The organism is Rhizobium pisi (genome assembly GCF_003938655.1).
GTDB classification, from domain to species: Bacteria; Pseudomonadota; Alphaproteobacteria; order Rhizobiales; family Rhizobiaceae; genus Rhizobium; species Rhizobium pisi.
Window position 1 is genome coordinate 342,338 of sequence record NZ_RJJT01000002.1, and the last position, 25,670, is coordinate 368,007.

The window sequence follows — 25,670 nt, forward strand, 5'->3', positions numbered from 1 at the left end:
GGGAGGAGGGCGTATCAGTCGATACGCCCTTGGTCGAAGGGCTTATTTGCCCCAGATTTTCTTGTATTGGTCGCGATAGCCGTTATCGGGGTCGAAGCTGTTCTTCGGTCCTCCATCGAATTCGACGTTCTGGCTGGTCACCACATGCAGCGGCGACACATAGCCGGACCACGGAGCGCCCGCAAAAGCGCGGTTCAGTTCGTCGACGAGCTGCCAGCCCTGGAGATTGAGCGGTTCAGCGACGGTGACGGCCTGATACTGCTTGGCGCGGATACGCTGGTAGGCGCTCTCCGAACCGTCGCCGGCTGCGACGTTGACCGGCTTTCCGTCACCGGCAATGCCGGCGGAGGCAAGCGACGGCCCCATGAAGTCATAGTAGAGGTCGTTGATCGCCAGGGAATGCGTCCACTTCGCCCCATACTTCTGCAGAAGCGATGTGGTGAGCTGCGGCATGCGCTGGGAGGTTTCGGCAATCGGCGTGTCGACATATTCGAGCACCGTGCCGCCGAGATCCTCGATCTCCTTCTTCATGCGGTCGGCCTTGGCGATCGCGATCGCATAGGTAGAGTCGGTAAAGATGATGACGCCAGGCTTGCCGCCGGCATCGGCAAAGGCCCAGTCCGCCGCGGACTTCGACACTTCCATCGCATCGGTCGTGACGTTGGCGAAGACGCCGACGTCGGGAACGGGACCGACCGCCGAGGCGGCGTGCCAGGAAACCATCGGAATGCCGGCCGCCTTGGCTGCTTCCATTGCCGGCTTCTGCTCGACGGCGTCGAAGCCGTTGATGATGATGCCGTCTGGCTTCAGCGCCATCGCCTGGCCGAACGCCGCGGTGCGTCCGCCGATGGAACCGGCGCCGTCAAGCGCCTTCACCGTCCAGCCCAATGCGCCTGCCGCTTCCTGAACACCATTGACCACGCCGAGGATGCCGCCGTTCTTCATATCGGCGGCAAGGATGACGATGTTCTTGCCCGCAGCCCCCTTGGGGCCGGTCGTCGGGCCATCCCACGCACTCACCTTCGACGCGTATTTGTCCACCACGGCCTTGGCGTCGGCCATCGAGTCGGCCAATGCCGGCATGCTCAGCATAACGGCGACGGTTGCGACCGTTGCCTGCAATAACGCTCTGCGCTTCATGTTCACTCCTCCATTTTATTTGTTATGAAATGCCGGCGATCCGGCCTCATTTCGATGCGGGCGTGATCCTCCTCACGGCCCCGCGCTTGCGCTGGGCGTAACCTGCTATGCCGATGGCAATCAGCAGCGTCACGCCGTTGAACAGCGGTTCGACAAAGAACGATCCGCCGAATTGCTGAATTCCTGATATTCCGACCGCCAGGATGATGACGCCGATCAAAGTGCCCCAGACGTTCACCCGTCCCGGCTTGATCGTCGTCGACCCGAGGAAAGCACCGACAAGCGCCGGTAGGAGATATTCGAGGCCGACGCTCGCCTGGCCGATGCGCAGCTTCGAGGCGAGAAGAACGCCGGTCAGCGCCGCCAGCAGGCCCGAGGTGACGAAGGCGCCGATCACGAATTTGCGGACCGGAATGCCGTTGAGGGCGGCGGCCTTGGGATTGGCGCCGATCGCGTAGAGATAGCGGCCGATCGGCAGGTATTCGAGCACGATCCACATGCAGATCGCGATCAAGAGCACGTAAATGCCTGTAATCGGCAGGCCGAACAGCATGGTGCCGTTCAGCGCGTAGAAACCCTCAGGCAGGACGCCGACCACCTGCCGCCCGCCGGTGTGCCAGAGCGCAAGCGCGTAGAGGACGGTTCCCGTGCCGAGTGTGGCGATGAAGCTGTCGATCTTGGCAACCTCGACCAGCAGGCCGTTGATGAAGCCGGTGAAGACGCCGAGTGCGAGGACGATGAGGACGGCGACCGGCCAGGGCAGGCCATAGGCCGTCTGCAGGCTGATGGCGAGAATATGCCAGAGCACGATGCCGTAGCCGACGGTCAGGTCGATGCGACCCGATGCCATAGGGATCATCGCAGCCAGCGACAGAAGCGCGATGATCGCCTTGTCGGACACGATCGAGCGGACGTTCAACACGGTCGGGAACGTACCGGGCAGAAGGATCGAGAAGATCACGATCAGGCCGACGGTGAGGATCACCAGACCATAGACCGGGATCAGGCGTCCGATCTTCTGCCCTGTAGACAGGCCGGCCATTTCGCTCTTGGTCGGCTCCAGCGCCGTGGATTCAATGGATTGCATGGCTGTTCTCCCGATAGTTCAAGCGGCCTCCGATGCGGATGCGGCTGTGATAACCGCCTCCGTCGTCAGAGCGCTTCCAGTCAGTTCGCTGACGATTTTGCCGCGCGAGAAAACCAGCGCGCGGTGGCAGATATGGGCAATTTCCTCGAAATCCGTCGAGACGACGACAACCGCGAGGCCGGCCTCGAGCGCCTGGGTGATCAGACGGTAGATTTCTGCACGCGCGCCGATGTCGACGCCGGCGGTCGGATCTTCCGCGATCAGCAGCTTGCGGCCAGTCGCCAGCCAGCGGCCAACGACGACCTTCTGCTGATTACCTCCGGAGAGGGCCTCTACCGGCAGATCCGGGTCGTTCGGCCTGAGGCCGACGGAATGACCGATCTTATGAGCAAGGTCGGCTTCGCCGCGTGGCGACAGGAAGGACAAAAGCCCACGTCCGACGGCTCCCGGATTGAGGTAGGTGTTTTCCCGAATGGAAAGCGAGAGCGCCACGGATTCTTCCGTCCGGTCACGGGCGATTAGTCCGATCCCCGACGCCATGGCCCGCAGCGGGCTCGAAAGGTTAGGGGCCTCATCATGCAGCAGAACCGAGCCGTCGAAGGGCTCGCAGCCGAACAGTGCCCGGCCGATGCGTTCCTGACCGGCACCGCGCAATCCGGCCAGTCCCAGAAGTTCACCTTCGCGGATATCGAAGGATATCGGGCTCGTACCGGCGCAGACGAGATCGCGAACCTTAACGATCGCCTTGCCGGGCTTGATCTCGGTCTTCGAAAAGAGGCTGTCGCCGCTGCGGCCGATGATCATCGTGACGAGTTCGTCCGGGGTCGTCTCGCTGACGGGCTTCTGTCCCACCATGCAGCCGTCGCGCAGAACGGCGACCCGATCGGCGATCCGGAAAATCTCGTCGAGCCTGTGGGAGACGTAGATCATACCGACGCCGCGGTCCTTCAGCGGGCGGATCGCATTGAACAACCGGTCGACTTCATCGGCGGGAAGGCTCGCCGTCGGCTCGTCGAGCACAAGAACGTCGGCTTCGACGGCAAGTGCGCGAGCAATGGCGACAAGTGATTTTTCGGTGCGCGACAGGGCCGAGACCCGCGTGGTCGGATCGAAATCGCAGCCGACGAGCTTCAAGGCTTCCCGGGCGCGCGCCTGCGTCCTGTTCCAATCAATCAGGCCGCGACGCATCGAGAAGCCCTGCGACAGGCCCATATTCTCACCGACCGTCATCCACTCGATCAAACCAAGATCCTGATGGATGAAGGCAACCGGTTGCCGCTCGTTCGGCTTCGGGGGGCGATGATGGTAGCTCTGGCCGCGAAACAGGATGTCGCCGCTATCGGGCTTGTAGATGCCGGCAAGCGTCTTGATGAGCGTCGATTTGCCGGCGCCGTTCTCCCCGAGCAGCGCAAGAATTTCGCCCTCGCGCAAATCGATCGAGACGTCGCGCAGCGCCTGCGTGCCGCCGAAGCTCTTGGTGATCGACTGGAACTCCAGCAGTCTCTTGGCTTCCACTGTGGCTCCTCCCAAAGCTGCGGTTGTCATTGCTGTATGTTATCGATAACATTTATGGATGGTCAAGCGGAAAGATGGCGATCTCGAATTTCTCCAGAGATTGAGATCAATCGCCGCGGAGTCCGTCGAGAAGGCGCATCATCTCGGCCGAGTCCTTCGGCCCGAGACCGGCTGCGCAAAGCAGGCGGTGGATTTCGACCACTGCGCCCGTCATCGGCAATGGCGTCTTCGTCTTCAGCGCAAAGGCCTGAAGCGAATCCAGGTCCTTCAGCATGTTGTCGATCCTGCCGGTCGGCGAGAAATCCCGCGCGGCGAACTTCGCCATGAATTCCTGCATGATCCGGTTGTCCGCCCGGCCGCCGGCAAGGGCTCTCGGAATGGCTGCCGCATCGACGCCGCCGGCTTCCGCGAGCTTGACCGCCTCGGCGACGGCCTGAAACAGCACGGCGCAAAACAGCTGATTGATCAGCTTCGTAGTCTGCCCGGCGCCAGATGTGCCCATCAGCGTATAGTTGGCGGCAAGATGCCGCATCACCACACGCGCCCGCTCGAAATCCTCCAGGTTGCCGCCCGCCATGATCGTCAACCGTCCGCCGAGCGCGCCGGGCACGCCGCCGGAGAGCGGGCAATCCACCCATGCCATGCCCGTTTCCCGGCGCAGTCGCGCCGCCATCTCGGCCGTCTCGGCAGGATCGATGGACGACATGTCGATCAGCAGTTTGCCGGCATTCGCCGCCGCGGCGACACCCTTTTCACCGAAGACGACGGCGCGCACGATATTTGCGTGATTGAGGCTGAGCACGCAGAATTCCGAGGCCGAGACAGCATCCTCTACGGAGCTCGCTGCGCGGGCGCCCTTGGCCACCAAAGCCGCGACTTTTTCGGCATCGAGATCGAAAACGGAGACCTTGTGCCCGGTTTCGATCAATCGGGTGACGATCGCCGTTCCCATGATGCCGGCGCCGATGACGGCGACATCTGCTCTATAATCATCCTGCATGATAATCTCCTCCCTTGACGGCCATGCCGCTCAGTCCCTTGCAAGCCAGCGCCACAATATCATCCAAGGCATTGTCGATCGCCACCGTCACCACACCGGCTTCGCCGGTCGGCGGCTCCAGCGTCCGCAGCTGGCTGTCGAGCAGGGACGCCGGCATGAAATGGCCCTGGCGCGCCTGCATCCGTGACAGCAGCAGGTCGCGGGATCCCTCCAGGAAAACAAAGGCCAGGCGCCCGCCCGCCGCCTGCCGCAGCCTGTCTCGATAGCTTCTCTTCAGCGCCGAACAGGAAATCACCAATCCTTGCGATGCATCCTGTGAGGTTCTTATTTCCTCGCCGATCCGGTCGAGCCACGGTAGGCGGTCGTCATCGGCAAGCGGTATGCCCCGCGCCATCTTCTCAACGTTTTGAGCGGGATGGAGCCGATCGCCCTCCAGAAACGGTATGCCGTTTCGGGCAGCGAGCCGTTCTCCGACCGAGGATTTGCCGCAGCCGCTGACGCCCATGACAATGACGGCCAGAGGCGGTGCCTTCTTCGCGAAGCTCATCGTCCCACCTCTGTCAGAGGCAGGTCGTGATGCCGCCGTCGACATACAGCGTGTGCCCGTTGATGAAGGACGAACCGCGGCCCGACAGGAAAACGGCAGCCCCGACCAGTTCCTCGACATTGCCCCAGCGGCCGGCCGGGGTGCGCTTCTCCAGCCAGGACGAGAATTCGGGATTATCGACGAGCGCCTGGTTCAGCGGCGTCTTGAAATAGCCCGGCGCGATCGCATTGATCTGCAGGCCATGCTTGGCCCAGTCGGCACACATGCCGCGGGTCAGGTTCCGCACTGCGCCCTTGGTCGCCGTATAGGGAGCGATGCCGGGGCGCGCCAGTTCGCTTTGAACGGAGGCGATATTGATGATCTTGCCCTGGCCGCGGGCGATCATGCCCTGGGCCGCCGCTTGGCCGACGTAAAAGACGCTCGAAATATTGGTGGTCAGCAGCAATTCCCATTTGTCCGCCGGGAAGTGTTCCAGGGGCGTGCGAAATTGCATGCCGGCATTGTTGATCAGGATGTCGAGCGGCCCGATATCGGCTTCGATCGCCGCGATCCCCTGTGCGGCAGCGTCCTTGCTGGTCACGTCGAAGACGGCCGCATGGGCCGACAGGCCTTGATCCCGGAGGCTTTCGACCGCGCGCTGGACCGTTTCCGCCGTGCGGCCGTTGATGATGACCTCGGCTCCATACTGCGCCAGGCCCTCGGCCAACGCATAGCCGATCCCCTGGCTAGAGCCGGTGATGAGAGCCAACCGTCCGGTAAGATCAAACAGGTTCTTCATGCAAATCACTCCTCCAGTCTCGCTGCGGGTAACGGCTTGCGCCGTCACCCGGGTGAAACTTACTTGACATCCCTTTCCCGGATTATATGTTATCGATAACATAATCAACTGCCAAAATGCGGGATGGAGACGAAATGCCTGAGGTAGAAATCTTGATGGCCGGTGCGTATCCGGAATGGGACATGGTGGATCTGGAGGCGAATTATCGTGTCCACCGCCTGTGGGAAGCGGCGGATCGGCAGGAACTGATTTCAAAAGTCGGCGGCGATATCCGCGCCATTGCTACCCGTGGCGAACTCGGCGCTTCCGCCGATCTGATGAAGCGACTGCCGAAACTGGAGATCGTCTCCTGCTACGGCGTCGGCACCGACGCGATCGACCTGTCCTATGCCCGCGCCAACGGCATTCGCGTGACGAACACGCCCGACGTGCTCACCGAGGATGTCGCCGATATCGCCATCGGATTGCTGCTCGCCACGGCGCGACAGATCCCGCAGGGCGATGTTTTCGTCCGCACCGGCCAGTGGGGCAACGTTGCCATGCCACTGGTAACGCGGGTGTCCGGCAAGAAGGTGGGCATCGTCGGCATGGGACGGATCGGAAAGGCAATCGCCAGAAGGGCTGCCGCCTTCGGCTGCGACATTTCCTATTTTACCCGCAATGAACACAAGGACGTTGCCTACGCCTACCAGCCCGACCTCATAAAGCTTGCCGATTGGGCCGATTTTCTGGTCGTCATCGTCCCGGGAGGGGCAGCGACGACGAAGATCATCAATGCGCCAGTGCTCGACGCTCTCGGCCCCAACGGCATCCTGATCAATGTTTCGCGCGGGACGACCGTCGATGAGGAAGCGCTGATCGCAGCGCTCCAGGACCGCACCATTCAGGCCGCAGGCCTTGACGTCTTCCTGAACGAACCGAGGATCGACGCACGTTTCCTGGCGCTTGAGAATGTCGTGTTGCAGCCCCATCACGGCTCTGGCACTGTCGAAACGCGCAAGGCCATGGGCCAGTTGGTCAGAGACAATCTCGCTGCGCATTTTGCGGGTGGCCCGCTTCCAACTCCCGTCGTGTGAGGATCCCGATATGAAAGCCATCGTCATTCATGCGGCCAAAGATCTCAGGATCGAGGAGCGCGAACCGGAGATCGCGGGAGCCGGGCAGGTGGAGATCGCCATCGAAGCCGGCGGTATCTGCGGTTCCGACCTGCATTATTACAATCATGGCGGCTTCGGCACCGTTCGCCTGCGCGAACCGATGATCCTCGGCCATGAGATCGCCGGCACGATCAAGGCGCTGGGTGCCGGCGTCACAGACCTTGCCGTGGGGGATCGTGTCGCGGTTTCCCCGAGCAGGCCGTGCAACCATTGCCAATATTGCCTGAAGGGACAGCAGAACCACTGCCTCAACATGCGGTTTTACGGCAGCGCCATGCCAATGCCGCATATTCAGGGCGGCTTTCGCCAGCGCCTGGTGGCGGAGCGCTGGCAATGCCACAAGGTCGCCGACGGCATTTCCATTCACGAGGCCGCCTTCGCCGAACCTTTTGCCGTGACGCTGCATGCGGCAAACCGCGCCGGATCGCTGCTTGGCAAACGGGTGCTTGTCACCGGTTGCGGCCCCATCGGGATGCTGGCAATCGTTGCGGCGCGCGTTCTCGGCGCCCGCGAAATCGTGGCGACCGATGTGACCGACAGTGTTCTGGCCATTGCCCGCACCAGTGGCGCGGACCGAACGATCAACGTGGCAACGCATGCAGCCGACCTTGCCGCTTACAGCGCCGACAAGGGATATTTCGACGTCATGTTCGAGGCGTCAGGCAATGAGAGGGCCGTGCGCGCCGGCCTGGAAACACTGAAGCCTCGCGCCGTTCTCGTGCAGCTTGGCCTCGGCGGCGATGTCTCCATTCCGCAGAACATGATCGTTGCGAAAGAAATCGAGATGCGCGGGACTTTCCGTTTCCACGAGGAGTTTGGGCTCGCCGTCGAATTGATCAATGCGTGTCGCGTCGATTTGAAGCCTCTGCTGACGGGTGTTTTTGCCATCGACGAGGCCGTCGCTGCTTTCGAATTGGCGGGCGATCGCAGCAAGTCGATGAAAGTGCAGATCGCCTTCTGACCCAACCACGTGATTCCCTAAGTCGGAATCGCGTAGAGATAATATTATCGCCAATTCAAATTGTTGCAGCGCCGCGCGTCTGAAAAGACGTGCGGCGTGGTCGTGCTCACACTGTCGGCGCGCCGGCGCGATCGGTGCTTTCGCGCAAGACAACCCTATAGCTGGTCAATGTGATCTCGTCGCCGGTCGCCTCGCCGCTTTGCAGGGCGTGCAGCAGGCGAGCAGCCGCCTGGCGGCCGATGCCATAACAGTCCACATTGATGGTCGTGATGCGCGGATGACAGATGGATGAGATCTCATAGTCGCCGAAACCGGCAACGGCGATGTCCCGCGGAACCTTCATTCCCCTGCGCGTACATTCCATGATGGCGCCGAAAGCGGAAAGGTCGGAGACGCAGAGAACCACTTCCGTGTCCGGCCAGCGCTCCAGCAGGCTGACGATAGCCTGGCCGCCCTGCTCCATGGTGATGGGCGGGACGCCGAAGGAAATCATCCGCCCCGGTCCCAGGCCGAGTTCTTCGACAGTCTTCTGGAAACCGCTTCGCCGCTGGCTGCCGCGCGTATCGCGCGCCGTCGTTCCGCCGATATAGCCGAACTTCCGATATCCCTGGCTGGCAAGCGTGCGCACCAGCAAAGCCATCGCCTCGCTGTTGGAAAAGCCGACGACATGATTGATCGGGTCTTCCGGAAGTTCCCAGGTTTCGACAACGGGAATGCCGGCTTTTGCAAGCATCCGCCGCGCCCGCGCGGTATGTGAACCACCGGTCAGGATGATGCCTTCCGGGCGGCGGCGCAGCATCGCCTCGATCAGCTCTTCTTCCTTCTCCGCCGAATAGTCGGTATAGCCGAGAAGAAGCTGCAGACCGGTATTCTCCAGCGCATCGGTAATCCCTCGCGCTGTGTCGGAAAAATTTGAATTGTTGATGGACGGCACCAGCGCCGCGATGAAGCCGCTGCGCCGCGACGAAAGACTGCCGGCCGAAAGATCGAGCACATAGCCCAGCGCGTCGACGGCTTCCATGATGCGCTTGCGGGTCTCCTCGGAAACACTCGCATCCTGTCGAAAAGCGCGCGAAACGGTCATGGCCGATACGCCGACATATTTGGCGACCTCCGCCATCGTCAGCTTTTGAGCATCTCCCGGCTTGAGACGCTTGTCTTTCGGCTCATCCTCGTTTTTCACTGGTCTCCGCTTTCACAAAGCTTCAGAGTCGGGCAGTTCGAGACACGATAAAGTTATCGCTATCATCCTACAATCGATATTATTGCAGCCATACGTCGTTCCACAGCTTGAAAAGCCGAATTCGGGCGGGATTTCCGCAGGTGCGGACGCATCAACATCTGTACGAGACCTGAAAAACAAGACAAGATGATATCGATAACAATTTGAGATAGGAGGCATCATGTTCGGGGAAATCGAAGGTACGGGGTTCGAGGTTCTCGATCCGCGCTTTGAAAGCTGCTTCGTCGGCCATGCTCGTGTCGAACGGCTCTGGACCGGCGGCCGTTGGCTGGAGGGACCGGCGTGGTTTGCCGCGGGCCGTTATTTGGTTTTCTCCGATATCCCCAACAATCGGATGATGCGCTACGACGATACCAGCGGGCATACCTCCGTCTTCCGCTCGCCCAGCAACAACTCGAACGGCAACACCGTCGATAATCAGGGTCGGCTCCTCACCTGCGAGCATCTGACGCGCTGTGTCACGCGAACCGAATTCGACGGCAGGGTCAGCGTCCTGGCCAACCGGATCACGGGTAAGCGGTTCAATTCCCCAAACGATGTCACCGTCAAATCCGATGGCACGGTCTGGTTCACAGACCCGAGCTACGGCATCCTCCACGATTACGAGGGCGACTACGGAGAAGAGGAAATCGGCGGATGCCATGTTTACCGGCATGATCCGGCGACGGGCGCGACCGATCAGATGACATCCGACTTCGTCAAGCCGAACGGGCTGGCTTTCTCACCTGACGAGACAGTGCTCTACATCGCCGACACCGGCGCCTCGCACCTGCCGGGCGGTCCGCGTCATATAAGAAAATTCGCAGTGTCAAGCGATGGAAAGCTCACTGATCTCGGCGTTTTCGCCGAATGCACCGCCGGCTTTTTCGATGGCTTTCGCGTCGACCGGAAGGGAAGGATATGGGCGAGCGCCGGCGACGGCGTGCACGCCTATGATCCTGACGGCACTCTGCTCGGCAAGATCCATATTCCCGAGATCGTTTCCAATGTTGCTTTCGCAGGAGAGAAACTGAACCGTCTCTTCATCACTGCGACCACCTCTCTTTACGCTGTTTATCTCACGGCCAACGGATCGAGACTGGGTTAACGCCGAGGAGAGGCTCCCCTTTCAGAAAGCCTCTCTGTCACGAACCGACGATCCGATCAGCCTTCACCGTTGGCTGAGGCCGTCCGCCAGCCTGATGAGGCCGAGGAAGTCCGACCTGTAGCCGAAAGTATCAGTCCCCCGCGATGCCGCGGCGAGATCGGCAATTGCCTGATAGGAATAGGAATCAACGGCGGCGACGCGGCTCAGTTTCTGGCCGAAGGCGGCGACCGCTACCGAGAAACGGACATCCTGCGGCGCGGCATCAACGCTGGCGACCGCGTTGCTGTCACCGACGGGCGTGGTGATGAGAGCGCTCTTGTCTTCGCCCGGCCGCTTGTAGCGCATCTTGACGAAGGCAAGTTCGCCACGATGCGCGCTGTCCGATGTTTCGGCCGGCGCCTTCTCAGCCGGGCCGTAACGCAGGTCGTCATTCATGACCGCCGGGCTTCCCCTGGGCGTGATCTCGTAAATTGCCGTGACGCTGTGGCCTGAGCCGATATCGCCGGCATCGACGCGGTCATTGTTGAAATCCTCGCGGTTGAGCGCGCGCGTCTCGTAGCCGATCAACCGGTATTCGGCGATGCGTTCCGGATTGAACTCCACCTGGAATTTGACGTCCTTGGCGATCGGAAACAGCGTCGATCCGGCTTCTTCGACCAGCGCCTTCTGCGCCTCCGCCAGGGTGTCGATATAGGCGGCGCTGCCATTGCCGTTCTGCGCCAGCGTCTGCATCAGGGAATCGTTGAGATTGCCGCGCCCGAAGCCGAGAACGGTCAGGAAGATGCCGTCCTTGCGTTTCTCTTCGATAATCCGCTTCAAATCCTCGTCGCTCGACGGGCCGACGTTGAAGTCGCCATCGGTCGCCAGCATCACCCGGTTGACGCCGTCCTTGACGAAGGCTTGCTTGGCAAGATCATACGCCGCCTCTATGCCTTCGGCACCGCCGGTCGAGCCCCCCGCTTCAAGCCTGTCGATCGCAGACAGGATCTTCGATTTCTCCGCCACTCGGGTCGGCTCCAGCACCGTGCCGGCATTGCCGGCATAGGTGACGATCGAGACGGTATCGTCGGCCTTCAGCTTGTTCACGAGCAGGCGAAAAGCACTCTTGAGCAACGGCAGCTTGTCCGGCTCGTCCATCGAGCCCGACACGTCGATCAGGAACACCAGATTGGCATGGGGCGCCGTTGCCGGCGCGATGTCATAGCCTTTGATCGCCACATGCATCAATTCCGTGTCGTGATTCCACGGTGTCGGCATGACAGTCACCGTCGCCTTGAACGGCTGATTGGCATTCTCGGGACGAGGCCAGTCATAGGGGAAATAATTGATCATCTCCTCGACTCGAACCGATTGCGGATCGGGCATCGCCCCACCCGTCAGCGACCTGCGGACGAAGGAATAGGAGGCGCTGTCGACATCGGCGGAGAAGGTCGACACCGGATCGGTCGCAACGCTCTTGATCGGATTGGCCGCGGCATTGGCAAATCGCTCTCGGCCGGGATCGAGCTGGATCTGGACACGTCCCTCCGCCGGCGGCGCAGGCGAAGGGACGATGGCGGCCATCGGTTCGGTCAATAGCTGCCCCTCAACCGCTATGCCCGGAGCGGCCGGCGCAGCGCGCTTGGCTAGCCCGGCTGTCGCGGCGGAATCCTCCAATTTACTCTTGAGAGCATCGGGCTTTGCGGCCTGCTGCTCTTTGTCCTGTGAGGTTTGCCCATCAGTCGCGGCGGCCGATTGAGCCGGCCCGTCCTCTTCGGTCGCCGCCTCGGAAAGCTGAGGCGAGGCCGTGACGGGTTCTGCCGGTTTCGGCGCAATATTTTGCGAAATATTGTCCGTGATCTTTTCCTGATCGACGATCGGCAAGCCGCTACGGGTCAGCTCGATTGCGAGATAGCCGGCGGCGGGAATGACGAGCAGCGTCGCAAGGGCTGAACCGGCGAGAAATTTCTTGTTCATGGCAGGGCTCCATATCCAGTTGATGATGGAGCTTTGACGCCAGCCCTTCGCATTTCCTTGGGGCACCGCTGCATTATTTCCGGCGTCGTCGAAGGCCTGCATCGCCGCCGCAAGCGCACGCGCGCGTGCCTCCGGATCGGCCGCCGGCGGTGTGGTGCGGGAGAGCTTTTCGAGTTCCTTGTCCACGGTCATACCTCTTCCTGGCCGAGCATAGCCTTCAGCCTCTTGCGCGCCTCATGGACCTGCCAGGACACCGTCGTTTCCGAGCAGCCCATGACATCGGCGGCGGCGGCGTGGCTGAGGCCTTCGCCATAGACGAGCAACACCGCGTCGCATTGTCTTTCCGGCAAAGCACGCACAGCCGCCCATAATTCGCTCGAGACCTCGTCGTCATTTCCGAGTGGTCCATCCTGCTGCGGCTCGGCGGCATAGGCGCGGAAGGTCCGCTCCTCTCGCGCAAGCTTACGCCTGTGATCGCGGGCAGCGTTGAGCGTCAATGTGTAGAGCCATGTCCTGAAGCTGCTCGCGCCGCGAAAGCTGCGGATTGCCCCGCCGAGCTTGACGCAGACCTCCTGGGCGATGTCGTCGGCGTCGGTGGAACTGCCCGACCATCGCCACGCCGTCGCATGGACGAAATCATAATGACGCGAGACCAGTTGCCCGAAGGCCTCACGGTCACCGCGTTGCGCCCGTTCTATGAGCTCCGCGTCCAATGCGCACCTACCCCCAAGCTATCAAGCAAGATGCTATTTCGGGATTGAGACGTTTCTCCGATGGCTTTCCTTGGGTCGACGACCAAAAAATTATCAGTTCTTTTGAAAAATATACGGAGGCCCGAATTGCAGGTTCAAAATTATGGAGCGTCGCGACATCCACAGGTCGCTGGCGGACAGATTGCCTGCAACACAAGAGCGCATGATGAAAGCAGAGTCGGCCAGGGACATGGATCTGCATTGTCCCAAATCGAAAGGACCCTCCATGTCCGCTCCATCGCCTACCCCTACCGAAAAGGGCATCCTGCAGTTTCTCGAAATTTGCGATAGCTTCTATCCCGTCGATGCCGTCGAAGCGTCAGTCGAGCAGCAACGGCATTGGTACGACGCTCTTTGTGCACGGTTCGACCGGCCGCTGCCCCCTGACATGATCTTTGCCGACGGCATGGTCCAGCGCATACCGATCCGGCGTTACCGTCCCCGGAAGATCAGCACCCGTACCGTCCTTCTCTATCTTCATGGCGGCGGCTTTGTCGTCGGTTCGCTCGAGAGCCATCATGCCATCTGCGCCGAGATCGCCGATTTTGCCGGCGCGGAACTCGTTTCGGTCGATTATCGCCTCGCCCCTGAATATCGCTGGCCGGCACAGACGGATGACGGCTTCGCCGTGTTGAAGCATCTGCTTTCCGCCGACAACAAGGTCGTACTGATTGGCGACAGCGCCGGCGGCAATCTTGCGGCGGGCCTTGCCTTGCGTGCACGCGACGAGGAATTGCCCGGTATTGTCGGCCAGGTCTTGATCTATCCGGCGCTCGGCGGAGGCCTCGATACCGGCTCCTACGTCGAAATGGCCGAGGCACCTGGCCTGACGACGGCAGATGTCGCCTATTACCGCGAGATTGTTCAGGCCCCGGCGGACAACTCCATCGCCGCGCCGCTCAACGTATCGTCCGCTGCCGGGCTGCCGCCGGCCTTCATCACCGCCGCTTATTTCGACCCCCTTCGCGACGACAGCCGGCAATACGCCGCCCGCCTCGCCGACGCGGGCGTCGAAGTCTGGTTCCGGGAAGAGCCGCAGATGGTGCATGCCTGGTTGCGCGCCCGTCACATGAGCGACGGCGCGCGCGACGGCTTCCGCGCCGTCTGCGAGGCCGTCAGGCATTTTGCCGCGACTTGACGATCACATCAGATCGCGCGCGATCCGCTTTTCGGCAAAGACCTTTTCGAAGATCTGCACGTCGTCCTCAAAAGCGGTGACGACGGCGCTGATGATCCAATCGGTCCGGGTGCAGGCGATCTGCGCGGTCGCGACCGTGCGGACAAACCAGCCCGGGCGGCGCATGTCGCAGGTCCATGTCGACGTGCCCTTCATCGACAGCGGATCACCCGGCGAAATCGACCAGACTTCCTCGCGCAATTGACGGGTCGACAGCCCCGTCTCAGGGTGCTCGTAGAGCCCGGTATCCTCATGAATGCAATAATCGGTTCGATTGGCCGAGAGATCGCGGACGACCTGCCGTTTGGTCGCGGCGGCGACATGCTCGATGTATTTCGGCAGCGGATCGGGATTGGCCGGTTCCTCGATTTCGATCCGCTGGTGGTCGCCGAGCATCGGCAATCCCAGGCCGAGCGAGGCGATATCGATGTCGATCCCTTCGTCTTCAGGCGGCGGCAGGATCATCGGCCAATAAGCCGTCGAAAGCGAGAGACGGATGCGATGCCCCTTGCGGAAGCGATAGCCGCAGGCATCGAGCACGAGCCGGATCGATACATTCTCGCCTGGCACGAGCGGCATGGGATCGGCATTGCCGTCGCGGTGAGTGAGATTGACGACGCCGAAGGCGACGCGCGTCGCCGTGCCGTCGGGATGGATATCGACGAGCCGGGCGCAGAGATTGCCGCCCGTCGCCCGCGCGCGCAGCGCAAGCGTGAGCACGGGCCGGCCGAGATAATCGCAATCGGCGGAAAGCGGCACCGTATCGAAGACCAGCGAACCGGCATCGTCGGAGCGCTGATCGATTGCCATTTCGGCGTCGGGCTTCAGCGTAAAATATTCGCCCGAGGCCGTGCCGGTGTCGAGAGGGGAGCTGAGATAGACGGGATGCTCGGGCGCATGCGGGATCGGCATGCCTTCCGTCAGCTTGCCGAACTGCTCGACATAGAAACACTGCATCCGCGGAGGCGACCATTCATCTTTGGCGACCCAGAAGCCCGGATCGCTGTCGCGGCGCGGGGCAGGGCGGATGGCGTCGAGAATATAGGCGCGGGCCTGGGGCAGGTTGTCGATGCCGTTGTCCTCGCCACGCAGCCATTTGTTCCACCAGGCGATCGCTTCGCCATGGAAATCCGTGCGCGGCTTCGGCCAGGCAAAGTGCGGATATTTGTGCACCCAGGGGCCGATCAGCGCCTTTGCCTTGCCGCCTAGGCCCTCGACCGCCATCAGAGGCGTATTGCGATAGCCGTCCGCCCAGCCCGCAATGACCAACGTCGGGATTTCGACGCGGGAAAAATCCTCTGAGATCGAGCCGTGACGCCAGAAATCATCGCGTCGCTGGTGGCTCAGCCACTCTTCCATGAAGAAGGGTTCGCCTGCCAGTCGTTCCAGCCACATCTCCTTCCAGCGCTCACCAACAAGCGCAGGATCGGGCGGCCGCGACTGATAACCGAGCATCGTCGCCGCCCATGAAAGCTGGGCGGAGAGATGGCAGCCGTTCTTGTAATGGATATCGTCATTGTAGCGGTCGACGGTCGAGGCGATCGAAATGACGGCCTTCAGCGCCGGCGGACGGAGTGCTGCGACCTGAAGGCTGTTGAAGCCGCCCCAGGAGATGCCCATCATGCCGACCGAGCCGTTCGACCATGGCTGCGCGGCAATCCAGGCGATCAGCTCGCAGGCATCGGCAAGCTCGCGTTCGGTATATTCGCCGTCGATGACGCCGTCGGACTCTCCCGATCCGCGAATATCGATGCGAACGCCTGCAATGCCCGCCGCAGCAAACACCGGATAGGTCGATTCATCGCGTGGGCTCGTCCCGTCGCGCTTGCGGTAGGGCAGGAATTCGAAGACGGTGGGAACGGGATCTTTCTCCGCGCCGTCGGGCATCCAGATGCGCGCGGCTAGCCGCGTCCCATCCTTCAGCAGAATCCATTTATTCTCGATGGTGGTGAAGCCGCGCGAGGCCATGCTCATTCCTTGATGCACATTCAGTTGCCGGCGCTTTCCATGCGACGCGTGGCGAGCACGCGTTCCAGCCAGCCGATTTCCATTTCCGGCACGGATTTCAACAGCAGATCGGTGTAATCGTCAAAGGGCGGTGACAGCGCCTTCGATTTCGGACCGAACCGCACCAGCTTGCCACGATGCATCACCGCCACGCTGTCGGCAATCGCCCGGACGATCGCGATGTCGTGGGTGATGAAGACATAGGATAGCTGTTCTTCCTTTTGCAGGCGCAGGAGCAATTTGAGGATACCCTCTGCCACCAGCGGATCGAGCGCCGAGGTCGGCTCGTCGCAGAGGATGAGTTCGGGCTTGGCGGCCAGCGCTCTTGCGATCGCCACGCGCTGCTTCTGGCCGCCAGAGAGTTCGGCCGGATAGCGATCGACAAAGCCCTTGCCCATTTCGATCTGGTCGAGCAGTTCCTTGACCCTTGCCGTCTTCTCAGCGCCTCTCAGGCCATAATAGAAGGTCAGCGGGCGGCCGATGATGTCGCGGACCGTCTGTCGCGGGTTCATGGCGGTGTCGGCCATCTGGTAGATCAGCTGGATGCGCCTGAGATCAACGTTCGGCCGGTTCTTGAGATCGGGCATCAGCGGCTTGCCGTCGAAGACGATGCGCCCGCTGCTCGGCGGCAGGAGGCCGGTAATCGCGCGAGCCAAGCTCGATTTTCCGGAACCGGATTCGCCGACGACCGCAAGCGTCTGCCCCTTCGGCACATGCAGCGAGACATCGTGCAGCACCTTGAAGCCGTTGGAATATTCGGCGCTGACATTTTCCACCTTCAGGAGCGCCGTGGATTGGTCGGCGGCCTCCTCGCGATAGGCCTGCCTGACATTGACGAGGGCGCGGGTATAGTCTTCCCGTGGTGCCTCGATGATCTGCTGGACGCTGCCATATTCCACCTGTTTGCCGTAGCGCAGAACCATGATGTTATCCGAGATCTGGGCGACGACGGCGAGGTCATGGGTGATGTAGAGGGCAGCTGTGTGTGTTTCCTCGATGGCATGCTTGATCGCCGCCAGCACGTCGATCTGCGTGGTAACGTCAAGCGCCGTGGTCGGCTCGTCGAAGACGATGAGTTCGGGATTGGAGCAGAGCGCCATCGCCGTCATCGCCCGCTGCAGCTGGCCGCCGGAAACCTGGTGGGGAAAACGCTCGCCGAAGGTTTCGGGATTGGGCAGGCCGAGCACTCCGAACAGATAAAGCGCACGTTTGCGCGCCTCGTCCTTGCTCATCAGTCCGTGTTTGACGGACGCTTCGATCACCTGATCGCCGAGCCGATGCGCCGGATTGAAGGCGGCAGCGGCCGATTGCGCGACATAACAGACCCGGGCACCGCGAATCTTCCGGATGCCGTTTTTGCCGAGCGCCAGGATGTCGGCGCCGTCCAGCAGCACCTCGCCGCCGGTGATTTCGGCGCCACCCCGGCCATAGGCGAGTGCGGAAAGGCCGATCGTCGATTTGCCGGCGCCCGATTCCCCGATGAGGCCGAGAACCTTGCCCTTCTGCAGATCGAAGGAAACGCCGTCGACGATCGTGACCCGCTTCGGCGGTTCGCCCGGCGGATAGCTGGTCGCCTCGATCTTCAGATTGCGAACGGAAAGAAGCTCAGGCATCGCCGCGCCCTCCCTTGAGGCTGGATGTGCGTTTCAGGAGCCAGTCGACGACGAGGTTGACGCAGACGGCAAGGGCCGCGATCGCCGAGCCCGGCACCAGCGCTGCCGATATGCCGAAGATGATGCCGTCCTTGTTGTCCTTGACCATGCCGCCCCAATCGGCCGCCGGCGGCTGAATGCCGAGACCCAAGAAGGAAAGTGTGGAGAGGAACAGGATCGAGAAAGCGAAACGAAGCCCAAACTCGGCAAGCAGCGGCGAGAGCGTGTTCGGCAGGATTTCGCGGAAGATGATCCAGAGCTTGCCTTCGCCGCGCAGCTTCGCCGCCTCGACGAATTCCATCACCGCGACGTCGAGCGCCACGGCACGACCGAGGCGGTAGACGCGGGTCGAATCCAGGATCGCCATGACGAGGATCAGCACGATGATGTTTTGAGGCAGCACCGCAAGAACCACGAGCGCGAAGATCAGTGTCGGGATCGACATCATCAGATCGTTGAAGCGCGAAAAGACGGTGTCGATGAGGCCGCGTGAGACGGCGGCGGTGAAGCTCAAAATGACGCCGAGCGAGAAGGAGATGATGGTCGCAGCCGATGCGACCAGCAGTGTCGTGCGCGCGCCGTAGATCAGCCGCGAGAGGATGTCGCGGCCGAGATTGTCGAGGCCGAAGACGTAATTCGCGTCGGCAGGCGCCCAGACGTCGCCGACGACCTGGGTCTCGCCATAGGGCGCGATCCAGGGTGCGAAGAGGGCGCAGATGAAGGCGATGGCAATGCCGATGATGCCGATCCAGGCGGTGATGGGGATGTCTCGCAATCTCATCTTGGATGCCTCAGCCGGGGATTGGCGATGATCGCGAGGATATCGGCCGTCATGTTGAGGAAGATATAGACGGCGGCAAAGATCAGGCCGCAGGCCTGCACGACAGGCATGTCGCGCACGGTGACCGCATCGACCATATATTGGCCCATGCCGGGATAGACGAAGACGACCTCGACGACGACGACTCCGACCACGAGATAGGCGAGATTCAGTGCGACGACGTTGATGATCGGCGCGAGCGCATTGGGGGCGGCGTGCTTGACGATCGAACGGGAGGCGCTGAGGCCCTTCAGTTCCGCAGTCTCCATATAGGCCGAGGACATGACCGAAAGGATCGCCGCACGCGTCATGCGCATCATATGGGCGAGCACGACGAGCACGAGGGTCGCCGTCGGCAGCGCGATCGCCTTCAACCGCTCGACGAAGCCCATGCTGTCATAGACCGTCGCCGGGAAGGTCGCCATGCCGAACTTCACCGCGAAGAAGAGGATCAGCAGGTAGCCGATGAAGAATTCCGGCAGCGAGATCGCCGCAAGCGAGATCACGTTGATGATCTTGTCAGGCATGCGGTTGCGGAAATGCACCGACAGCATGCCGAGCCCGACGGCAAGCGGCACTGAAATCACCGCTGCGAAACCCGCGAGGAAGAGGGAGTTGCCGAGGCGCTTGCCGATCTGTTCGCTCACCGAATTCTTGCTGGCCCAAGAGGTGCCGAAATCACCCTGCACGGCGTTGCCGAGCCATTCGACGTAACGCGTCGTGACCGGGCGGTTCAGTCCGAGGTCCTGGCGAATATTGGCAACGGCCTGCGGCGTCGCCGACTGGCCGAGATAGGTGGTAGCAAAATCGCCGGGCAGGGCTTCCAGACCACCGAAAATCAGGATGGAAACAGCGAAAAGCAGGACGACGCTGAGCACGAAGCGCTCGAGGATAAGGGCAAGCAACGGAAAACGCTGCCGGAACTTTAGCCCAGGCAAGATGTCGCTCGGGGCAGGATTGGTCATGGCGAAGGCCTCGCGCTAAAACGTCGGGAGGACCGCGGGGTTTCATCCCACGGTCCCGGCTTCGTTGGAGATCAGAGGGGGCAAGCGCCCCCTCTTGCCATCAGGCGTCCAGCCAGACGCGGGTTGCGACGTAGCCGTTCGACATGTCGTTGCCGATATCGTGGACATAGCCCTTCACCTGCTTGGTGGAGGCGTTCACGAAGTCGTTGAACATCGGCAGGATCACGCCGCCCTCGTCTCGCACCGTCATCGCCATGGTGCGGTACATGTCCTTGCGCTTGGCTTCATCAAGCTCGGCGCGGGCCTGCAGCAGCAGCTTGTCGAAGTCAGGACGCTTGAAGCGGGTGTCGTTCCAGTCCGCCGTCGAGAGATAGGCGGTGGAATACATCTGATCCTGCGTCGGACGGCCACCCCAATAGGAGGTCGAGAAGGGCTGGACGTTCCAGACATTGGTCCAGTAGCCGTCGCCGGGCTCGCGCTTGACCTCGATCTCGATCCCGGCCTTCTTGCAGCTTTCCTGATAGAGGACGGCCGCATCGACGGCGCCGGGGAAGGCGACTTCCGACGTGCGCAGGAGGACCGAGCCGCTGTGGCCCGATTTCTTGTAGTGGAAGGCCGCCTTGTCGGGATCATAGACGCGCTGCTCGATGCCCTCGGGGAACAGTGCATAGGTGCTGTTGATCGGGAAGTCGTTGCCGACCTTGCCGTAGCCGCCGAGGATCTTCTGCACCATGGTCTCGCGATCCATGGCGTATTTGAGGGCCAGGCGCAGGTCGTTATTGTCGAACGGCGCCTTGTCGCAGTGCATGATGAAGACGTAGTGGCCGCGGCCGGCGGTCGAGAGGATCTCGACATTGGGTGCGCGTTTCAGCATGTTGACCGTCTTCGGGTCGACGCGGTTAATATAATGCACCTGGCCTGATGAAAGAGCCGCGATGCGGGCGGTGGCGTCGTTCATGCCGATGATCTCGATCGAATCGACATAACCGCGGTCGGTTCGCCAGTCGTCCTTGTTCTTCTCGAAGGTGGCGCGGACGCCAGGCTCGAAGCTCGTCATCTTGTAGGGGCCGGTGCCGATCGAGGCCAGAGGATCGTCGACGCCGCCATTCGGCTGGATGACCAGATGGTAGTCCGACAGCAGCAGCGGCATGTCGGCATTGCCCTCGCTGAGCGTCAGCACGAGATTGCCGCCGTCGGCCTTGATTTCCTTGATCGAGCCGAGGACACCGAGCGCGCCGGATTCCGACTTTTTATCGGTGTGGCGCTTCAGCGTCGCAACGACGTCATCGATCGTCATCTCCTTGCCGTTGTGGAACTTGACGCCTTTGCGGATCTTGAAGGTCCAGGTCGCCGCGTCCTTCGACGGTTCCCAGGATTCGGCAAGCGCCGGTACGGCAGCACCCGTCAGCGGATCGGATTCGACCAGCATGTCGCCCCAGCAGCGGCCGATGCAGAACATCACCTGCGACAGGAATTTCGCCGGATCGTTGGAATCGGTTGCAGCGCCTCCTTCGAGGCCGAGCTTCAGGTGGCCGCCGCGCTTCGGTTCGGCAGCTTCAGCGCTTTCGGTGAAGAGCTTGTCGGCGACGGCAAGTGTGATGCCCGCCGCCATGGCGCGTCCCATGAATTCGCGGCGGCTCAGTCCGCCTGCCGTGACGCGGCTTGCGAGATATTTGGTGTAGTCGTTCATTCCCCAGTTCCTTCTTTATGGTGCGTTGACAGAACTTCCGGGCAGATTCGCAGGCGGTTTCCTCTCCACCTCCGATGCCCGCATCATGCGGGAAAATGCTGCGGTTGCTGCCGCCTCCCTATCTTCCTTTCCAAATGGGGCTTCGCTTCTCGGCGAAGGCCCGTGCGCCTTCCAATTGGTCCTCGCTCGAATAGAGCATGTCGACCGTCGCAAACTGCCGCTTAGTGATCTTGTTCATGGCAGTCTGGAACGTCGAACCCTCCGCTTCGCGGACGATTTCCTTGATGGCCGCGTAGACGAGCGGCGGCCCGCTTTCGAGCAGGCGGGCAAGCTCCCACGCCCTTTCCATCAGCCAGTCTGCCGGCAGAACCTCGTTGACGAAACCCCAGCGATGCGCCTCGTGAACGTCGAGCCAGCGTCCCGTCAGAAGCATGTCCATGGCGATGTGATAGGGGATGCGCTTCGGCAGCTTGATCGAGGCGGCATCGGCAACCGTGCCCGAGCGGATTTCCGGCAGGGCGAAGGTCGCATGGTCGGCCGCGAGGATCAGATCGGCCGAAAGCGCGATCTCCAGTCCGCCGCCGCAACAGATGCCGTTAACCGCACAAATGACCGGCTTGTTGAGGTCGCGCAGCTCCTGCAGCCCGCCGAAGCCGCCGACACCGTAATCCCCGTCGACCGCATCGCCTGATGCCGCTGCCTTGAGGTCCCATCCGGCACAGAAAAACTTTTCGCCGCTGCCCGTCACGATGGCGACACGCAAGGCCGGATCGTCGCGGAAATCGCGGAAGATCAAGCCCATGGCACGGCTTGTGGCAAGGTCGATGGCATTCGCCTTCGGCCGGTCGATGACGACTTCGAGCACTCCGCCGTCCTGTCGTGTGCGAATCTGGTCGCTCAACCTATCCTACCTCCTCCGCCGTATGAGGGCATCAACCGCAGCGACACCGCGTCCCTCGGGAAGAACCATTAATGGATTAATGTCCAGTTCCTCCAGGTGTGCCGCGTTCATTACGACATAATCTGCCGCTGTTGCGATAGTGTCGATCATAGCCTCGAGATCGCCTCGCGGCCGCCCGCGATAGCCATAGATCAATTTTGCGATTTTGAGGCGCGCAATCGCCGTGTGAATATCTGCTTTCGTCGCCGGAAGCGGCAGGATGATGGAATCTTCCAGCAATTCGACGAAGATCCCACCCGCTCCAAGCATGAGCGACAATCCGAAGACGGGGTCGCGGGTAGCCCCGACAATGAGTTCGGCGACCGGCGCATCGACCATCCTCTCGACGAGATAACCGGCATCAGAGGCCATAGCCGCCGCCGCATTCGACACCGCCTCTGGATCTCTGAGGTTGAGCACGACGGCCCCGGCCTCGGTCTTATGCGCGATACCGAGACCCTTCAGCACGACGGGGAAACCGAGCCGTTCCGCCAGCTCGGCGGCTTCGCCAGGAGAAAAAGCCTGCAGCCCCCCGGGGATAGGGAGGCCGCAGGCGGCAAGCTCTATCTTCGCATCAGCTTCCGTCAGTGTCTCGATCTCGCCGTCCGCGGGGACGACGTTGAGCAAGGGCAGGGGAGGCGGACGATCCCAGGCCTCGCCAATCCCAGCGGCGACTTCGGCCGCGGTGATGGCTTCGTCGATACCCGAGAAGGCGACGATACCATTTGACATCAGGCGCTCGGCGACAGGCTCCGGCATGTTCTCAGGAAGGGTCGCGAGAAGCCCGGCCAGCGTACCCGTGGCGGAGGCTGCTGCGATAACCGCGTCCGCCGTCGTCATCCATTCGGATGCCTCACACCGGTCACTGCGGGGAAAATCGAGAACGACGAGATTGAGAGCGCAGCCACCCTCGAACATAGCACTGAAGGCCTCCGTCTGACGGGCGAGATCGCCCCAAACGAAGGTGTGGTAGTCGAGCGGATTGGCAAGCGCCACCATCTCGCCCAGGACCTCGCGCAGCCGCGGCAATTGCCGTGGCTGGAGGGCCGGGAATTCCACTTTGCGGCCGACTGCGGCATCCGCCATCAGCGAGGCCTCGCCGCCGGAGCAACTCATGGACGAGATCGAATGGTTTGCAAGCGGGCCGGCGATATGCAGGAGTTTCAACGTTTCGAGCAGCGCCGGCAGGCTTTGGACACGACCGAGACCGAGGCGCGCGAGCACGGCATCGGCAACCGCATCGCTGCCGGCAAGCGAGGCGGTATGCGAGACGGCCGCGTGTTTTGCCTGCTCCGACTTGCCGACTTTCAGGACGACGACGGGCTTCCTCGAGCGACGGGCAATGGCGGCAAGACGTTCGAGGGCGGCGAGATCACCGAACCCTTCGACATGAAGGCCGATGGCCGTCACACGCGGGTCGTCGATCAGCGCGCAGGCGACATCGGCAAGCGATGTCTGCGCCTGGTTGCCGGCAGTGACCACATAGGCGATCGGCAGCCCGCGGGTCTGCATGGTCAGGTTGATGGCGATATTGGAGGACTGCGTGAGGATCGCAACACCGCGTTTGACCCGCTGCATGCCGTGCTGATCGGGCCATAACAGAGCGCCGTCGAGACCGTTGATCAGCCCGTAGCAATTGGGTCCGAGGATCGGCATGTCGCCGGCGGCCTCAAGAAGAGCTTGCTGCAGCTCGGCGCCGTCGGCAAGTTCTGCCGTCGCCTCGCTGAAGCCCGATGCATAACAGACCGCCCCCCCGGCGCCAGCCCGCGAAAGGCCGCGCACGATGTCGACGGTGAGCACCCTGTTGACGCCGACAAAGGCGGCATCCGGTGCTGCGGGCAGATCGGAGAGGGAGCGACAGCAGCGCCGCCCGAGCACTTCGTCCAATTTGGGATGGACGGGCCAGATCTCGCCGGCAAAGCCCATGCGGTCGCACTGCTCGATCACCCTGCGCGCTTCGCGGCCGCCGAAGACGGCGATCGTTTGCGGTCTGAGCAGGCGGTCGAGCGGGCGAGATGTCATCGGCTCACGCTCCCAGGGGTCTGAGCAGGTCGCGGCTGATGATGTGCCGCTGGATTTCGGAGGTACCGTCCCAGATGCGCTCGACGCGCGCATCGCGCCAGAAGCGGGCGAGCGGAAGGTCGTCCATCAGTCCCATGCCGCCAAAGATCTGGATCGCCTCGTCGGTGACGCGTGCCAGCATTTCGGAGGCGTAGAGCTTGGCCGAAGCGATCTGCCGGTCTGCGGGGCGGCCGGCATCGACCTGCCAGGCGGCGGCAAGCGTCAGCCAATCGGCTGCGTCGATCTCGGTGATCATGTCGGCGAGCTTGAAAGACACACCCTGATTGGCGCCGATCGGCTTGCCGAATTGCTTGCGTTCGGCGGCATAGGGCAGGGCCAGGTCGAAGACACGCCGCGCCCGGCCGACACAGGTGGCGGCAACCGTCAACCGCGTGCCGTAAAGCCACTGATTGGCGATATCGAAGCCGCGATGCACCTCGCCCAGCACTTGGGCTTCGGGAATCCGGCAATCGGTGAAACTGAGGGTGCAGTTATGGTAGCCGCGATGCGAAACGGAATCATACCCCTTGAGAATTTCAAACCCCGGCGTGCCGCGATCCACCAGGAAGGCGGTGATCTTCTTCTTGATGCCTTTCGGCGTTTCCTCTTCACCCGTCGCGGCAAAGACGATGACGAAATCGGCGACATCGGCATGGGAGATGAAATGTTTCGTGCCGTTCAGGACAAAGTCGCCACCGTCGCGGCGGGCAGCACACTTCATGCCGCGCATATCGGAACCGGCGTCCGGTTCTGTAATCGCAAGCGCATCGATCTTCTCGCCGCGCACCGCAGGCAGGAGGTAGCGCTCGCGCTGCTCGCCCTCGCAGGCCATCAGAATGCCGGATGGCCGGCCGAAGAACACCGTCAGCCCCAGCGAGCCGCGCCCGAGTTCCCGCTCGACCAGCGTGAAGGTGGTATGGTCGAGACCGGCGCCGCCGACCTCCTCTGGGAAATTGCAGGCGTAAAAGCCGAGATCGATGCATTTGCGCTGGATTTCGCGCCCGAGCTCCGCCGGCACGATGCCGCTGCGCTCGACCTCGTTCTCATGCGGATAGATTTCGGTTTCGACGAAGGCGCGAACCGTCTCGACGATCATTTCCTGTTCTTCGCTGAGACCAAAATTCATGCCGATCCC

Annotated in this window: 21 protein-coding genes; 4 read left to right on the plus strand and 17 right to left on the minus strand. The window is 61.9% G+C overall.

Annotated features, from left to right (window positions below):
* Positions 1 to 42: 42 nt before the first annotated feature.
* The 6 genes from EFD55_RS04285 to EFD55_RS04310 all read right to left on the minus strand — a co-directional run bounded on the left by EFD55_RS04285 (position 43) and on the right by EFD55_RS04310 (position 6,067).
* Positions 43 to 1,140 (minus strand): ABC transporter substrate-binding protein, encoded by a 1,098-nt coding sequence (locus EFD55_RS04285; protein WP_125843317.1) that lies wholly within the window; start codon positions 1,138 to 1,140, stop codon positions 43 to 45.
* 46 nt (positions 1,141 to 1,186) lie between these two features.
* Positions 1,187 to 2,227, minus strand: coding sequence for an ABC transporter permease (locus EFD55_RS04290; protein WP_125843319.1), 1,041 nt, complete (start codon positions 2,225 to 2,227; stop codon positions 1,187 to 1,189).
* Positions 2,228 to 2,245: 18 nt separating this feature from the next.
* Positions 2,246 to 3,742, minus strand: coding sequence for a sugar ABC transporter ATP-binding protein (locus tag EFD55_RS04295; RefSeq protein ID WP_125843321.1), 1,497 nt, complete (start codon positions 3,740 to 3,742; stop codon positions 2,246 to 2,248).
* A 106-nt stretch (positions 3,743 to 3,848) separates the two neighbouring features.
* Positions 3,849 to 4,742, minus strand: coding sequence for an NAD(P)-dependent oxidoreductase (locus tag EFD55_RS04300; RefSeq protein WP_125843323.1), 894 nt, complete (start codon positions 4,740 to 4,742; stop codon positions 3,849 to 3,851).
* Positions 4,732 to 5,289, minus strand: a complete 558-nt coding sequence (locus EFD55_RS04305) for a gluconokinase (RefSeq protein ID WP_125843325.1) — start codon at positions 5,287 to 5,289, stop codon at positions 4,732 to 4,734. The genes EFD55_RS04300 and EFD55_RS04305 overlap by 11 nt, the downstream gene beginning before the upstream one ends.
* Before the next feature lie 13 nt (positions 5,290 to 5,302).
* Positions 5,303 to 6,067, minus strand: a complete 765-nt coding sequence (locus EFD55_RS04310; RefSeq protein WP_125843327.1) for an SDR family oxidoreductase — start codon at positions 6,065 to 6,067, stop codon at positions 5,303 to 5,305.
* A gap of 134 nt (positions 6,068 to 6,201) precedes the next feature.
* Between EFD55_RS04310 and EFD55_RS04315 the strand changes: the two genes are divergently transcribed.
* Together EFD55_RS04315 and EFD55_RS04320 are read left to right on the plus strand one after the other, a co-directional pair.
* Complete coding sequence (locus EFD55_RS04315; RefSeq protein ID WP_125843329.1) at positions 6,202 to 7,143, plus strand: 2-hydroxyacid dehydrogenase; 942 nt, start codon at positions 6,202 to 6,204, stop codon at positions 7,141 to 7,143.
* Between the two features lie 10 nt (positions 7,144 to 7,153).
* Positions 7,154 to 8,185, plus strand: a complete 1,032-nt coding sequence (locus EFD55_RS04320) for an L-idonate 5-dehydrogenase (protein WP_125843331.1) — start codon at positions 7,154 to 7,156, stop codon at positions 8,183 to 8,185.
* Positions 8,186 to 8,291: 106 nt separating this feature from the next.
* On the opposite strand, the gene EFD55_RS04325 is transcribed toward EFD55_RS04320, so the two are convergent.
* Entirely contained in the window at positions 8,292 to 9,368 is a 1,077-nt protein-coding gene (locus EFD55_RS04325) for a LacI family DNA-binding transcriptional regulator (RefSeq protein ID WP_125843333.1), read from the minus strand.
* Between the two features lie 220 nt (positions 9,369 to 9,588).
* Here EFD55_RS04325 and EFD55_RS04330 point away from each other — a divergent pair, with 220 nt between their 5' ends.
* Positions 9,589 to 10,515 (plus strand): SMP-30/gluconolactonase/LRE family protein, encoded by a 927-nt coding sequence (locus EFD55_RS04330; RefSeq protein WP_125843335.1) that lies wholly within the window; start codon positions 9,589 to 9,591, stop codon positions 10,513 to 10,515.
* 63 nt (positions 10,516 to 10,578) lie between these two features.
* Here the strand turns inward: EFD55_RS04330 and EFD55_RS04335 are convergent, their stop codons facing one another.
* Positions 10,579 to 12,663: a VWA domain-containing protein gene (locus EFD55_RS04335; RefSeq protein ID WP_125843337.1), complete on the minus strand. Its 2,085-nt coding sequence runs from the start codon at positions 12,661 to 12,663 to the stop codon at positions 10,579 to 10,581.
* Positions 12,660 to 13,184: an RNA polymerase sigma factor gene (locus EFD55_RS04340; protein ID WP_125843339.1), complete on the minus strand. Its 525-nt coding sequence runs from the start codon at positions 13,182 to 13,184 to the stop codon at positions 12,660 to 12,662. Before EFD55_RS04340 ends, EFD55_RS04335 begins: the two co-directional genes overlap by 4 nt.
* A 265-nt stretch (positions 13,185 to 13,449) precedes the next feature.
* Here EFD55_RS04340 and EFD55_RS04345 point away from each other — a divergent pair, with 265 nt between their 5' ends.
* Positions 13,450 to 14,361 carry an alpha/beta hydrolase gene (locus EFD55_RS04345; protein WP_125843341.1) on the plus strand — a complete coding sequence of 304 codons (912 nt, stop codon included), beginning with the start codon at positions 13,450 to 13,452 and terminating at the stop codon, positions 14,359 to 14,361.
* Positions 14,362 to 14,364: 3 nt separating this feature from the next.
* Here EFD55_RS04345 and EFD55_RS04350 read toward each other — a convergent pair whose 3' ends face one another.
* From EFD55_RS04350 to EFD55_RS04385, 8 genes are all read right to left on the minus strand, one after another.
* Positions 14,365 to 16,368 (minus strand): CocE/NonD family hydrolase, encoded by a 2,004-nt coding sequence (locus EFD55_RS04350; protein ID WP_125843343.1) that lies wholly within the window; start codon positions 16,366 to 16,368, stop codon positions 14,365 to 14,367.
* Between the two features lie 20 nt (positions 16,369 to 16,388).
* Complete coding sequence (locus tag EFD55_RS04355) at positions 16,389 to 18,020, minus strand: ABC transporter ATP-binding protein (protein ID WP_125843345.1); 1,632 nt, start codon at positions 18,018 to 18,020, stop codon at positions 16,389 to 16,391.
* Positions 18,013 to 18,840 (minus strand): ABC transporter permease, encoded by an 828-nt coding sequence (locus tag EFD55_RS04360; protein ID WP_125843347.1) that lies wholly within the window; start codon positions 18,838 to 18,840, stop codon positions 18,013 to 18,015. Before EFD55_RS04360 ends, EFD55_RS04355 begins: the two co-directional genes overlap by 8 nt.
* A complete protein-coding gene (locus tag EFD55_RS04365) occupies positions 18,837 to 19,844 on the minus strand; it encodes an ABC transporter permease (protein ID WP_125843349.1) in 1,008 nt (335 codons plus the stop codon). The genes EFD55_RS04360 and EFD55_RS04365 overlap by 4 nt, the downstream gene beginning before the upstream one ends.
* Before the next feature lie 100 nt (positions 19,845 to 19,944).
* Positions 19,945 to 21,534, minus strand: coding sequence for an ABC transporter substrate-binding protein (locus tag EFD55_RS04370; RefSeq protein ID WP_125843351.1), 1,590 nt, complete (start codon positions 21,532 to 21,534; stop codon positions 19,945 to 19,947).
* 118 nt (positions 21,535 to 21,652) lie between these two features.
* Positions 21,653 to 22,435, minus strand: coding sequence for a carnitinyl-CoA dehydratase (locus EFD55_RS04375; RefSeq protein ID WP_125843353.1), 783 nt, complete (start codon positions 22,433 to 22,435; stop codon positions 21,653 to 21,655).
* A 6-nt stretch (positions 22,436 to 22,441) separates the two neighbouring features.
* Positions 22,442 to 24,496 carry an acetate--CoA ligase family protein gene (locus tag EFD55_RS04380; RefSeq protein ID WP_125843355.1) on the minus strand — a complete coding sequence of 685 codons (2,055 nt, stop codon included), beginning with the start codon at positions 24,494 to 24,496 and terminating at the stop codon, positions 22,442 to 22,444.
* Between the two features lie 4 nt (positions 24,497 to 24,500).
* Positions 24,501 to 25,661 (minus strand): acyl-CoA dehydrogenase family protein, encoded by a 1,161-nt coding sequence (locus tag EFD55_RS04385; protein WP_125843357.1) that lies wholly within the window; start codon positions 25,659 to 25,661, stop codon positions 24,501 to 24,503.
* Positions 25,662 to 25,670: the final 9 nt, after the last annotated feature.

Excerpts from the sequence above, each read along its gene's own strand:
- EFD55_RS04285 (WP_125843317.1), bottom strand. The coding sequence starts at position 1,140 with ATGAAGCGCAGAGCGTTATTGCAGGCAACGGTCGCAACCGTCGCCGTT.
- EFD55_RS04290 (WP_125843319.1), bottom strand. The coding sequence starts at position 2,227 with ATGCAATCCATTGAATCCACGGCGCTGGAGCCGACCAAGAGCGAAATG.
- EFD55_RS04300 (WP_125843323.1), bottom strand. The coding sequence starts at position 4,742 with ATGCAGGATGATTATAGAGCAGATGTCGCCGTCATCGGCGCCGGCATC.
- EFD55_RS04305 (WP_125843325.1), bottom strand. The coding sequence starts at position 5,289 with ATGAGCTTCGCGAAGAAGGCACCGCCTCTGGCCGTCATTGTCATGGGC.
- EFD55_RS04310 (WP_125843327.1), bottom strand. The coding sequence starts at position 6,067 with ATGAAGAACCTGTTTGATCTTACCGGACGGTTGGCTCTCATCACCGGC.
- EFD55_RS04315 (WP_125843329.1), top strand. The coding sequence starts at position 6,202 with ATGCCTGAGGTAGAAATCTTGATGGCCGGTGCGTATCCGGAATGGGAC.
- EFD55_RS04320 (WP_125843331.1), top strand. The coding sequence starts at position 7,154 with ATGAAAGCCATCGTCATTCATGCGGCCAAAGATCTCAGGATCGAGGAG.
- EFD55_RS04330 (WP_125843335.1), top strand. The coding sequence starts at position 9,589 with ATGTTCGGGGAAATCGAAGGTACGGGGTTCGAGGTTCTCGATCCGCGC.
- EFD55_RS04335 (WP_125843337.1), bottom strand. The coding sequence starts at position 12,663 with ATGACCGTGGACAAGGAACTCGAAAAGCTCTCCCGCACCACACCGCCG.
- EFD55_RS04345 (WP_125843341.1), top strand. The coding sequence starts at position 13,450 with ATGTCCGCTCCATCGCCTACCCCTACCGAAAAGGGCATCCTGCAGTTT.
- EFD55_RS04350 (WP_125843343.1), bottom strand. The coding sequence starts at position 16,368 with ATGGCCTCGCGCGGCTTCACCACCATCGAGAATAAATGGATTCTGCTG.
- EFD55_RS04355 (WP_125843345.1), bottom strand. The coding sequence starts at position 18,020 with ATGCCTGAGCTTCTTTCCGTTCGCAATCTGAAGATCGAGGCGACCAGC.
- EFD55_RS04360 (WP_125843347.1), bottom strand. The coding sequence starts at position 18,840 with ATGAGATTGCGAGACATCCCCATCACCGCCTGGATCGGCATCATCGGC.
- EFD55_RS04365 (WP_125843349.1), bottom strand. The coding sequence starts at position 19,844 with ATGACCAATCCTGCCCCGAGCGACATCTTGCCTGGGCTAAAGTTCCGG.
- EFD55_RS04370 (WP_125843351.1), bottom strand. The coding sequence starts at position 21,534 with ATGAACGACTACACCAAATATCTCGCAAGCCGCGTCACGGCAGGCGGA.
- EFD55_RS04380 (WP_125843355.1), bottom strand. The coding sequence starts at position 24,496 with ATGACATCTCGCCCGCTCGACCGCCTGCTCAGACCGCAAACGATCGCC.
- EFD55_RS04385 (WP_125843357.1), bottom strand. The coding sequence starts at position 25,661 with ATGAATTTTGGTCTCAGCGAAGAACAGGAAATGATCGTCGAGACGGTT.